The sequence below is a fragment of the Coprococcus sp. AF16-22 genome (genome assembly GCF_003461545.1).
GTDB lineage: Bacteria > Bacillota > Clostridia > Lachnospirales > Lachnospiraceae > Coprococcus > Coprococcus aceti.
This window is the reverse complement of sequence record NZ_QTXH01000001.1, coordinates 497,595-509,850: the sequence shown is the minus strand read 5'-3', so window position 1 is coordinate 509,850 and position 12,256 is coordinate 497,595. Positions and strand designations below refer to the sequence as shown.

Sequence of the window (12,256 nt, the reverse complement as noted above, 5' to 3'; positions counted from 1 at the left end):
AATAAGGGGTTCCCCGGAACCCCTGTAAATACAGGAGGTTTTATTAAAATGGAAGCATATAAGCAGGAATTTATCGAATTTATGATTGACTGTAACGTACTCAAGTTTGGAGATTTCGTTACAAAGAGTGGAAGAAAGACACCATTTTTTGTCAATACAGGCTTTTACAGAACAGGTGCTCAGCTCAAGAGACTTGGCGAGTATTATGCTGAGGCTATAAATGCAGAGTTTGGTCTGGACTTTGATGTGTTATTTGGTCCTGCATACAAGGGAATACCTCTCACAGTTGCGACAACTATGTCCATAGCAGAGATGTACGATGAGGACATCAAGTATTGCTCAAACAGAAAAGAGGTAAAGGATCACGGCGACAAGGGAATACTCCTTGGAAGTCCTATAGAGGATGGCGATAAGGTTGTCATCATCGAGGATGTCACAACAGCCGGAACATCTATTCAGGAGACACTTCCTATCATCAAGGCACAGGGCGACGTGGATGTCATGGGTCTTGTGGTTTCAGTAGACAGAATGGAGAGAGGCCAGGGCGAGAAGAGTGCGCTGACAGAGATCGAGGAGAACTACGGAATCAAGACAACAGCTATCGTAACAATGGCAGAGGTAGTGGAGCATCTTTACAACAGAGAGTATAAGGGAAGAGTTATCATAGATGACACCCTTAAGGCCGCTATCGACGCTTACTACGATCAGTACGGTGTAAAGTAGATATAATATATCTTAAAATATTGTAAAAAGTCTTAAAATATTATATAAAATAAAGATATGGAGTTAAGGGCCATATCTTTATTTTTTTTGTTTATATGGGAGATTTCAACGTATGATAAAGTTTTTTAAGGCGATGTTTGGGGATGTAAGGGAATATTTCAGAGAATGGTCGGGGTGGATACTGTTCACTGTGTTGATCCTGTATTATGAATTGCTGTTTCACGGCATGAATTTCAGCCTGGATGATGGAAACATAGCCGCTATAATAGCATTTGCGGTGGTGGTTGGAGGCGTGTTCGGCGTGCTGACAGGATTTTTTCCGCCGGTCATCAATAAGATACTTGCAACGCTGTTCACGTTGTTTACGGGTGTGATCTTCATCGCCCAGTACGTATATCATTCGGTCTTCAACAACTATCTGTCTGTTATTGGAACCATAAAATTCGGCAATCAGGCTGTGGACAATGCGGACACGGTCATATCCAATATAAAGGCACAGATAGTGGACGTTATTCTTCTGGCTGTCCCGGTGCTCATAATGATCGTGTGCATATGGACATTTATGGCATTTGACAGGAGAAGGTGGTGGGTGAACCTCATAGGTGCCGCCGGAACAGCTCTAGTGTATGCCACAACACTGTTTGTGATGTGGGCTGTGGACTCGGATGTGTACAGTCCGTACAATTTATACAAGGAATATACATCGGTTGATCTCTCTATTGAAAAGCTCGGCGTCATGGAGAGTTTTGTGGTGGATGTCAGAGAGGGTATCGCAGGCAAGAGCTCAGCACAGAGCAGGATAAACTTTGCCTCGGGTGGTGAGGTCGATATCGACTCACTTGCCTCCACAGAGAGCACAACGATGCAGGAGATTACCACCGAGACGGTGGATGTCGCGGAAGCGACCACAGAGGAGGTTGTGATCGACATATCCCCGAATGTCCTGGATCTGGATTTTGATGCCATAAATGACCTTGCGGGAAATGATGCGGTTTCATCGCTCAGCGAATATTTTGCAAATATACCCCCGACAAATAAGAATGAATATACAGGTATGTTCGAGGGCTATAATGTCATATGGATAACTGCGGAGGGGTTCTCAGGCTATGCGCTTGATTCCGGTCTGTTCCCTACACTGTCAAAACTTGCGGACGAGGGCTTTGTCTTTGAAAATTACTATCAGCCGCTATGGTACGGTTCAACATTAGGCGGAGAGTATGCAAACCTGATGGGAAGCCCGACTAAGAACGGTTCATACCTCAGTATGTGCAGGGCTGCCGACAATGAGAATGGCATGCTGTTTTCCATGGCGAATACGCTCAAGAGACTCGGCTATAGCTGTTACGGATTCCATGACAACGACTATACATATTATGACAGGAATATCACCCATCCGGCGCTGGGATACGAGTGGATAGCCAGCGGTAATGGGCTTGAGTACCAGACTGACGAGAACGGGCAGGACATGTGGCCTCAGTCGGATCTTGTCATGATGGAGGAGACATTTGACAAGTATACAGAGACGCAGCCGTTCCACCTGTACTACCTGACGGTCAGCGGTCATGTGCCATATGGATACGGTGCGGCAAATGCCATGGCGGAGAAGAACAAGGCTGTGGTCAGTGACCTTAACTATGTCCTGGATACGACGAAGGCATATCTGGCATCCCAGTACGAAATGGAAAAGATGCTTGAATATATGATGAAGAGACTTGAGAAGAAGGGGCTGCTAGACAATACTGTTATCGTCCTGGCGGGGGATCATGTACCGTATGACAATATGGACGTTGTGGATGAACTGGCAGGGGAGAACTTTGGAAACAGTCTTGAGGCGTACAGGAGCAGACTTGTCATATGGTCGGCGTCGATGGAGAAGCCGGTGAGAGTTGACAAGGTGTGCAGCAGTATAGATATCCTGCCGACCATGCTCAATCTCATGGGAGTGGATTATGATTCGAGGCTCATCATAGGAAGGGATATCCTGTCAGACAGTACAGGACTGGTGCTGTTCCCGGACAGAAGCTTTATAACGGATGCATTTGAATATAACGCAGTCACGGACACGCTGACATCCCACACGGGTGCGGAGGTATCGGATGACAGTTTCATTGCGATGCAGCTATATGTCGCGGATAAATTTACAGCAGCTGACAACATAACAGAGTCGGGGTATTATACATATGTTGCCAGGTATCTGGGGATAGACGAGGATAATTGACAATATTTATCATATTAAAATGTGGAATTATTCTCAAAAACGTATTATAGTATTTGTGGCTAATACCATAGGTATGTAATGAAAATATTATGCAATAAAGAAAGAGGTTAATTATGAAACTTGGTAGAAATGATATGTGCTGGTGCGGAAGTGGTAAGAAATACAAGACCTGTCACCTGGCTCTTGACGATAAGCTTGAGGATATGAAGAACAGAGGATTCAAGATCCCTACACATGCGATGATCAAGAACGCAGAGCAGATCGAGGGAATCAGGGAGGCTTCAAAGGTCAACACATCTGTGCTCGACTACATAACTCCATTTGTCAAGATAGGAGTGTCTACCAGAGAGCTGGATGACCTTATCTATAACTATACAAAGTCCATAGACGCTATTCCTGCATGTCTTGGATATGAGGGATATCCTAAGAGTGTGTGTATATCGGTAAATGATGTGGTATGCCACGGCATTCCAAGTGATGACATTATTCTCCAGGATGGAGATATAGTTAATATCGACTGTACAACAGAGTACAAGGGATATTTCGGAGACTCATCAAGAATGTTCATGCTGGGAAATGTTGATCCCGCATGGAAGAAGCTTGTAGAGGATACAAAGAAGGCTCTTGATATAGGTGTTGAGGTGTGCAGCAAGCCATATGTGACCATAGGAGATATAGGATATGCCATCAACAAATTTGCACAGGAGCAGGGCTATTCGGTTGTCCGTGAGATAGGCGGCCATGGAGTAGGTCTTGCAATTCATGAGGAGCCTTATGTAAGTCATATAGGACAGCCTGGCAAGGATTATGTGCTTGCTCCGGGAATGGTGTTTACCATTGAGCCTATGATCAACATGGGCGGCCCTGATGTATATCAGGATGCAGATGACGGCTGGACTATCTACACGGAGGATGGCTCACCATCGGCACAGTGGGAGTACACACTGGTTATGACAGAACATGGAGTGGAGATACTTGCCCACTAGGGAGTGGAATAGAATAAAAGAGCAGCAGCCTGATATGCTATCAAAGACATATCGGGCTGCTGCTTTTTGTTGTGTTAGTTATCCATTAAGATCTGCTGCCGTAAACCGGCAGACAGATTATATTACTTTGTAAGTATTCCAAGGATCTCGTTGCTTCTTGCGATGAACTTGGTCATTGCCTCTGCTGACAGTGGACGGTTGGCAAGTACGGCCAGATCATATAACTGGCAGCAGATCGTAGCTGTGTTGTCGCTGTCAGGGTTGTCCAGAACGTATTTAACAAGCTTGTTGTTGCTGTTCAGGATGAGTGTCTCTCCCTCGCCTTGACCGAACATTGATGGATCCATACCGGCCATGCCGTACATCTTCATCATTTCCTGCATACGTCTTGTCTCCTCAGGCTGGGTGAGGATAGAAGATGTATTCTCATCCTTCAGGGATTCAACCTTTACATTCAGGTTCTTCATGTCGAGAGCCTTCTCAAATGTAGCTGTGAGCTTATCCTTGTATTCCTTTGCAGTCTCCTCGGAGAGCTCCTCGCCGACAAAGTTGTCAGAGAGCTCAGCGTCTATTCTGTAGAAGTGAACATTCTCATTCTTCTGCTCAAGCAGTGTGATGAATGGGCTGTCGATGGTCTGTGTCATGATCAGCGCGTCCATGCCCTCAGCCTTGAACATATTGATGTACTGTGACTGAGCCTGCTCATCGGTTACATAGAATACCTTGTTCTCATACTTTTCCTTTCCTGCCTCAAGATACTCAGGGAGAGTTATATATTTGCCCTCGAGATTCTTGTATATACAGAAGTCCTTCATCTTGTCGAGAAACTTGAGATCCTTCAGACAACCAAACTTGATAAATGGGTTGATGTCATCCCAGTACTTCTCGTAGTCCTCTCTGTGTGTCTTGTACATGCCGGACAGCTTGTCTGCAACCTTCTTGGTGATGTAGTCTGAGATCTTCTTGACAAATCCGTCATTCTGAAGCGCACTACGTGATACGTTCAGTGGAAGATCAGGACAGTCGATACATCCCTTTAAGAGCATGAGAAACTCAGGAATTACTTCCTTGATATTGTCGGCGACGAATACCTGGTTGTTGTACAGCTTGATCGTTCCCTCAAGGTTGTCATACTGTGTATTGATCTTAGGGAAGTACAGGATACCTTTCAGGTTGAATGGGTAGTCCATGTTCAGGTGTATCCAGAACAGAGGCTCCTTGTAGTCGTGGAATACCTTTCTGTAGAACTCCTTGTATTCCTCGTCGGTGCAGTCGTTTGGATGCTTTGCCCACAGTGGGGTAGTGGTGTTGAGTGGCTTAGGAGCTTCAGGCTTCTTCTCCTCGGCCTTTGTATCGTCTGCGTCTGGGCCCTTGCTGTCCTCAGCATTATCTGCTGTGTCGCTGACTTCCTTTGCATCCACGTCTACAGTAGCATCCTTAGGATCTTCCTGTGGCTCGTCTGCGTTGGTGTAGTAGATCTCAACAGGCATGAACGAACAATACTTGTCGATGACCTCCTTGATCCTGTATTCATTTGCAAATTCATAGCTGTCCTCGTTCAGATAAAGGGTGATGGTAGTACCTCGGTCAGCCTTAATGCACTTCTTCATGGAGTATTCAAGGCCGTCCTCGCACTCCCAGTATACAGCGTCCTCGCCGTCCTTGTATGACTTTGTCTCGATGGTGACCTTGTCGGCAACCATGAATGCGGAGTAGAAGCCCAGTCCGAAGTGGCCGATGATCTGTTCCTCTGTTGCCTTGTCCTTGTACTGCTCAAGGAATGCCTCGGCTCCTGAGAAAGCAATCTGGTTGATATATTTCTCAACCTCCTCCTCAGTCATACCGATACCGTTATCGGTAAATGTGATGGTCTTGTCGTTGGCACTTGTGGTCACATCTATACGATATGGCTCATCCGGCTCGTCAAATTCGCCCATGAGAGACAGCTTCTTAAGCTTTGTCACGGCATCACAGCCGTTTGATATAAGCTCCCTGACAAATATATCGTGGTCTGAATACAGCCACTTCTTGATGACAGGGAAAATGTTTTCACTGTTGATCGATAAATTTCCGTTCTTCATAATTGTATACATCTCCTTAAAATATAATGGTTTTCAATGAAAGATGTGTCATCCCCGATCTGTGTTCAATCTTAATAGAAATGTACACTGACACATCAGGCTAAAAGGTATGATAAATCAGCTGGGAACTAAAGTCAAGAAAAAATTAGCACTCAGACAAAATGAGTGCTAACAGGGGCGGCGCGTAAAAAATCCGGCATCAGATGAGGTGCCGGATCTTCAAAAATCATATTAAATTTCTTCAAAAAATCAGCTTTCGGTGAAATATATTCCGGCAGTCTTCAGGAAATCCTTGATCTCCGCATCCCACACATGCTCAAGGGTCTTATCCATGGTGAATATGTTCTGGGTCGCCATGGATGTGAGTTGTATGCTCATGCCGTCATAGTAGACGTTCAAGGTGAGATTTGCCACATCGGATACCGGTATGGTGAGATGGTTCTTCTCAAGCATATCCATGATGTCCGGCTGGGAGAGCACGAGCACTATCTTGAAGCTCAGTGGCAGCTTCTTTCCTCTTATAACATTATATACATGTGGTTTTATGGACTCCCATGAGGCGTAGGATGTGGAAGCCATGAGCTCCAGCTCCTCCTTGTCATAGAAATCCTTGTTTACCCTTCCGTCAAAGCTGTATGTTATCCCGCTTTTTACAAATGCCTCCATGGCGAGAAAACGGTCAAATGTATTGTCCATCAGAAGCTTCTTCACGAAGTCCCTGGTCTCGGTGATGGTGATGTCTAACATTGAAAATCTCCTGTTTTCTGGATTGTGATCCAGCCGTATCTGCGTGCGGCTGCATGCTAAAAGTATATCAGCGGAATGTGGCAAATGCAACAATATAGATACACTGATTTATTGAATTATGGATACCCGTGTGATATAATGTACAAGGATTTAATGTCTAAATGTTATGGAGGGTTTATTTGATGAAGAAGGTTGCATATATAGCATCAGAGTGTGTGCCATTTATAAAGACGGGTGGTCTTGCGGATGTAGTTGGAACACTGCCAAAGATATTTGATAAGAACGAGTATGATGTGAGAGTCATCATGCCGAATTATCTCTGTATTCCGAACAAGTACAGGGAGAAGATGCAGTATATAACGCATTTTTATATGGACATCGGTTACAAGAATGATTATGTTGGCGTTATGTATCTGGAGTATGAGGGTGTCAAGGTATATTTCATAGATAACGAGTATTACTTTAACGGATTTACACCTTATGGTGATGTAAAGTGGGATATCGAGAAGTTCTGTTATTTCTCAAAGGCAGCGCTTTCGATCCTTCCATCGATCGGTTTCCAGCCGGATATACTTCACTGTCATGACTGGCAGGCAGGACTTGTGCCTGTATATCTCAAGACTCTGTTTGCAGGAGATATGTTCTATACAAGCATGAAGTCTGTTATGACTATTCATAATCTCCAGTTCCAGGGCAAGTGGGATATAAAGACCATTCAGGAGTATTCAGGACTCCCTGATTATGTATTTACACCGGACAAGCTGGAGATCCAGAAGGATGCTTCCATGCTTAAGGGCGGACTTGTATATGCAGATAAGATAACAACGGTAAGCAACACATATGCCAAGGAGATACAGACTCCATATTATGGAGAGGGACTTGACGGGCTCTTAAGTGCCAGATGGCAGTCACTCTGGGGCATTGTCAACGGTATAGATTACGAGGTATGGAATCCTGCAACAGATCCACAGGTATATAAGAACTACAGCGTGGATAACTTCAGACAGCTCAAGAAGATCAACAAGATCGAACTGCAGAAGGAATGTGGACTTCCTCAGGATGAGAATCAGTTTGTAATAGGAATCATATCCAGACTCACAGACCAGAAGGGTCTTGATCTGGTTGACAGGATCATGAACGATATATGCTGTGACGGAGTACAGTTCATCGTCCTCGGAACCGGTGACGGCAAGTACGAGAACATGTTCAAGTATTATCAGGGAATACATCCTGCAAAGGTATCAGCGAACATCTATTATTCAGATGAGAGATCTCATAAGATGTATGCAGGCTGCGATGTGATGCTCGTGCCTTCAAGATTTGAGCCATGTGGACTCACACAGCTCATGGCACTCAGATATGGCACAGTTCCAGTAGTAAGAGAGACAGGTGGTCTTGCAGATACTGTTGAGGCTTATAATCAGTTCGAGGGTACAGGAACAGGATTCTCATTTGCTAATTATGATGCATATGAGCTCCTCAATGCCATAAACTATGCAAAGGAAGTGTACTATAACAACAAAGAGGCATGGTATGGAATCCAGGAGCGTGGCATGAGACAGGATTACTCATGGTATAACTCGGCGAATATATATAAGGATCTCTACAATTCACTGTAGGATCAGGATAGCAGTAATGTGGTAGTAGATATGGAAGAGGCAGAGAATGAATTTGCATTTTCTGCCTTTTTTCAGGGATATAGGAGAGACAGATATGGCGTTTGACGGAATAGTGATATCCAATGTGGTAAGAGACATGAAGGAGAAACTCATCGACGGAAGGATATATAAGATATATCAGCCGGAGAAGGACGAGCTCAACATAGTAATAAAGAATAACAGGGAGAATTACAGGTTGCTCATGTCTGCGGATGCAAGCCTCCCGCTTATATACTTTCAGCAGTCCGCCAAGGAGAATCCTATGACAGCGCCGAATTTCTGTATGCTCCTCAGGAAGCATATCAACAACGGAAGGATAGTTGATGTGTATCAGCCGGGATTTGAGAGAATAGTTGTCATGGTCATCGAGCATCTGGACGAGCTTGGAGATCTAAAGAGAAAGAAACTCATCATAGAGATCATGGGTAAGCACAGCAATATCATATTTGCCACGGATGAGAATGTCATCATCGACAGCATAAAGCATATATCCCATATGGTGAGCTCAGTGAGGGAGGTTCTTCCGGGCAGGACTTATGAGTATCCTCCGGCGGGAGGAAAGGTATCCCCGCTTGAGATAGAGCGCGGGGACTTCATAGAGCGTGTGAGCTCGAGCCCTACGAATATCATAAAGGCGATATACCAGAACATAACCGGATTTTCACCGGTTGTGGCGAGTGAGATAACCTACAGGGCAGGACTTGACGGCAACATGCCTGTGGACAGCATGAGCGAGGCGGATGTCGCAAGGCTTTATGATGAATTTGCCGGGATAGTATCTGATATAAGGAACGGGAACTATACTCCTGAGATCATACTGGACGGTTACACTCCAGTGGAGTTCTCGTCGGTGCATCTGTCGATGTACAGCGACAAGGCCATAGAATCAAGGGACGACATTTCAAAGGTGCTTGATGAGTATTTCTACAGAAAGAGTGCGGTCACAAGGATAAGACAGAAGTCATCGGATCTTAGAAAGATCGTCTCGAATGCCATTGAGAGAACGAGCAAGAAGTACGACCTGCAGCTCGCTCAGTTAAAGGACACTGAATCCAGGGAAAAGTACCGTGTGTACGGAGAACTGATCAACACATATGGTTACAATATAGAACAGGGAGCGGACAGTTTTGAGGCTCTCAACTACTATACTAACGAGATGATAAAGATCCCGCTTGACAAGACCATATCTGTTATGGACAACTCCAAGAGATATTTTGCGAGATACAACAAGCTCAAGAGGACTTATGAGGCACTTACACAGCTCACTGTCGAGACGAAGAGTGAGCTGGAGCATCTTCAGTCGGTACAGACGTTCCTTGATATGGCGATAGATGAGAATTCACTGGCACAGGTCAAGGAGGAGCTCGTAGCCTGCGGATATGTAAAGGGACATTACGGACGCAAGGGCGACAGGAAAAAGGCAAAGTCAAAACCGCTGCACTACATATCCAGCGATGGATTCCATATGTATGTGGGCAAGAATAATATCCAGAACGATGAGCTCACATTTAAATTCGCAAATGGTGGGGATATGTGGTTCCATGCTAAGAAGATGCCGGGTTCCCATGTCATCGTGAGACTTGAGGGTGCGGGAGAACTTCCTGATTCTACATATGAGGAGGCGGCAAGACTTGCAGCGTATTATTCGTCTGGAAGGACGGCACCGAAGGTGGAGATAGACTATACCGAGCGCAGAAATATCAAAAAGCCTGCGGGGGCAAAGCCTGGATTTGTAATATATCATACGAATTACTCGATGATTGCAGAGCCGAGGATTGCGGGAATAGAGGAAGTACAATAAATAATTTGATTTTTAAACAGGTGTGAAGTATAATATATTATCTGTTATCAGGTAATTGAAAACAACATATAACCTGGGAATATTAGGAGACAGATATGGTAAAAAGCATGACAGGATTTGGCCGCAGCGAGAGGGTGACTGATGCATACAAGATAGTTGTAGAGATGAAGTCAGTCAATCACAGATTCTGCGACATCAATATAAAGCTCCCGAAGAAGATAAGTTTCTTTGAGACAAACATAAGAACATATCTCAAAAAATATATTGAGAGAGGAAAGGTTGACGTGTTCATCACATACGAGGATTTCTCGGATGACAATGTCAAGCTGAAGTACAACAAGGACGTTGCCGAGAAGTACATGGGATATTTCGAGGAGATGTCCAAGGATTTTGGAATTGAGAACAGCATAACACCTGCACAGCTTGGAGGCTTCCCTGACGTGTTCACGGTTGAGGAGCAGGCGGTCGACCAGGATGAGCTGTGGAAGATAATAGAGACATCCCTTGACGAGGCTGCGAAGATGTTCGTGCAGTCGAGGATAACAGAGGGAGAGAACCTTAAGAAGGACATGATCGACAAGCTTGACGGAATGAGAGCTGCCGTTGATTATATAGAGGAGATATCACCTGAACTTGTGGAGGAGTACAGACGCAAGCTCACGGACAAGATCACAGAAGTTCTTGACAATCCTGTTATAGATGAGAACAGGATCGCCACAGAGGTCGTTATATATGCGGACAAGATATGTGTGGACGAGGAGACTGTAAGGCTTAAGAGCCATATCAGCAGCACGAAGAAGATTCTGGAGGATGGCGGAAGCGTCGGCAGGAAGCTGGACTTCATCGCACAGGAGATGAACAGAGAGGCGAACACGATACTTTCAAAGGCCAATTCACTTGATGTGTCAGACAAGGCGATACAGCTCAAGACTGACATAGAGAAGGTCAGAGAGCAGATACAGAATCTGGAATAGAATACATAATTTTTAGAGGTAATGATGATGGCAGATAAGAATACAAAGCGTGGATCGCTCATAGTCATATCCGGTTTTTCAGGAGTTGGAAAGGGCACAGTTGTCAAGAGACTTGTGTCGGATTTTGGATATAACCTTTCAGTGTCGGCGACGACAAGATCACCGAGAGAGGGTGAGGTCGATGGAAGAGAGTATTATTTCATGGATCGCAAGGATTTTGAGAATCTCATTGACTACGGCGGATTTATCGAGTGGACACAGTATGTAGAGAATTATTATGGAACTCCAAAGAAGTATGTTGAGGAGAAGCTTGCTGATGGCAAGGACGTCATACTCGAGATAGAGGTCATGGGTGCACTCAATGTCAAGAAGCAGTTCCCTGATGCGCTTCTCATATTTATATCAGCTCCAAGCATAAGCGAGCTTAAGAGCAGACTGGCAGGAAGAGGAACAGAGTCGGAGGAGACCATAATCAAGAGACTCCGAAAGGCCACAGAGGAAGCTGAGGACATGGACAAGTACGACTACATCATAGTCAACGATGATCTGGACGAGTGTATACACACCGTGGATTCAGTCATCAGAAGCTATGGCTGCAGAAGAGATAATCAGCTTGGATATATAGCCGGAATAAAAGAAGAGCTTGCAGAGATAAAGAAACTCTGATAAATTAGACTGGATAACAGTGGACAGCAGTTTAGAAGAATATTTCAATAATCATATAAGAAAGGGGATATAATATCATGTTACATCCATCATACACAGACTTAATGTCAGTAGTAAATGCAGAGGTTGAGCCAGGTGAGCAGCCTGTAGTAAACAGCAGATATTCAATCGTTCTTGCAACAGCAAAGAGAGCAAGAGAGATCATTGATGGTCAGGAGCCTATGGTGGCAGCAGACCCAAAGAAGAAGCCATTATCCATCGCTGTAGATGAAGTTTACCATGGAAAGGTAAAGATCGTCGGAGCAGACGAGGATTAACAGACCGGAATATATAGCGGTAAGTGAGAAGAATGGAGGTTGGAGCTTTTAGCACAGCCTCCTATTTTTCTGATACACAACTGTG

At 44.8% G+C, this 12,256-nt stretch carries 10 protein-coding genes; 8 read left to right on the top strand and 2 right to left on the bottom strand.

The window, feature by feature from the left end; translation table 11 throughout:
* Window positions 1-48 precede the first annotated feature (48 nt).
* The 3 genes from pyrE to DWW60_RS02220 all read left to right on the top strand — a co-directional run bounded on the left by pyrE (window position 49) and on the right by DWW60_RS02220 (window position 3,927).
* Window positions 49-723 carry an orotate phosphoribosyltransferase gene (gene pyrE, locus DWW60_RS02230; protein WP_055144715.1) on the top strand — a complete coding sequence of 225 codons (675 nt, stop codon included), beginning with the start codon at window positions 49-51 and terminating at the stop codon, window positions 721-723.
* Between the two features lie 112 nt (window positions 724-835).
* Window positions 836-2,941 (top strand): LTA synthase family protein, encoded by a 2,106-nt coding sequence (locus DWW60_RS02225; RefSeq protein WP_117874273.1) that lies wholly within the window; start codon window positions 836-838, stop codon window positions 2,939-2,941.
* A 113-nt stretch (window positions 2,942-3,054) separates the two neighbouring features.
* Window positions 3,055-3,927 carry a methionyl aminopeptidase gene (locus tag DWW60_RS02220; protein WP_015534804.1) on the top strand — a complete coding sequence of 291 codons (873 nt, stop codon included), beginning with the start codon at window positions 3,055-3,057 and terminating at the stop codon, window positions 3,925-3,927.
* 122 nt (window positions 3,928-4,049) lie between these two features.
* Here DWW60_RS02220 and htpG read toward each other — a convergent pair whose 3' ends face one another.
* Both htpG and DWW60_RS02210 read right to left on the bottom strand, forming a co-directional pair.
* Window positions 4,050-6,008 (bottom strand): molecular chaperone HtpG, encoded by a 1,959-nt coding sequence (gene htpG, locus DWW60_RS02215; protein WP_015534805.1) that lies wholly within the window; start codon window positions 6,006-6,008, stop codon window positions 4,050-4,052.
* Window positions 6,009-6,257: 249 nt separating this feature from the next.
* The gene (locus DWW60_RS02210; protein WP_015534806.1) at window positions 6,258-6,755 is read right to left on the bottom strand and encodes a DUF5721 family protein; all 498 of its coding nucleotides are present in this window, start codon (window positions 6,753-6,755) and stop codon (window positions 6,258-6,260) included.
* A 182-nt stretch (window positions 6,756-6,937) separates the two neighbouring features.
* Here DWW60_RS02210 and glgA point away from each other — a divergent pair, with 182 nt between their 5' ends.
* From glgA to rpoZ, 5 genes are all read left to right on the top strand, one after another.
* Window positions 6,938-8,374, top strand: a complete 1,437-nt coding sequence (gene glgA / locus DWW60_RS02205) for a glycogen synthase GlgA (RefSeq protein WP_015534807.1) — start codon at window positions 6,938-6,940, stop codon at window positions 8,372-8,374.
* Between the two features lie 94 nt (window positions 8,375-8,468).
* Window positions 8,469-10,214 carry an Rqc2 family fibronectin-binding protein gene (locus tag DWW60_RS02200; RefSeq protein ID WP_117874328.1) on the top strand — a complete coding sequence of 582 codons (1,746 nt, stop codon included), beginning with the start codon at window positions 8,469-8,471 and terminating at the stop codon, window positions 10,212-10,214.
* 95 nt (window positions 10,215-10,309) lie between these two features.
* Window positions 10,310-11,188 carry a YicC/YloC family endoribonuclease gene (locus DWW60_RS02195; protein WP_022216788.1) on the top strand — a complete coding sequence of 293 codons (879 nt, stop codon included), beginning with the start codon at window positions 10,310-10,312 and terminating at the stop codon, window positions 11,186-11,188.
* 27 nt (window positions 11,189-11,215) lie between these two features.
* The gene (gene gmk, locus DWW60_RS02190) at window positions 11,216-11,854 is read left to right on the top strand and encodes a guanylate kinase (protein ID WP_015534810.1); all 639 of its coding nucleotides are present in this window, start codon (window positions 11,216-11,218) and stop codon (window positions 11,852-11,854) included.
* A gap of 77 nt (window positions 11,855-11,931) precedes the next feature.
* Window positions 11,932-12,171: a DNA-directed RNA polymerase subunit omega gene (gene rpoZ, locus DWW60_RS02185; RefSeq protein ID WP_015534811.1), complete on the top strand. Its 240-nt coding sequence runs from the start codon at window positions 11,932-11,934 to the stop codon at window positions 12,169-12,171.
* Window positions 12,172-12,256: the final 85 nt, after the last annotated feature.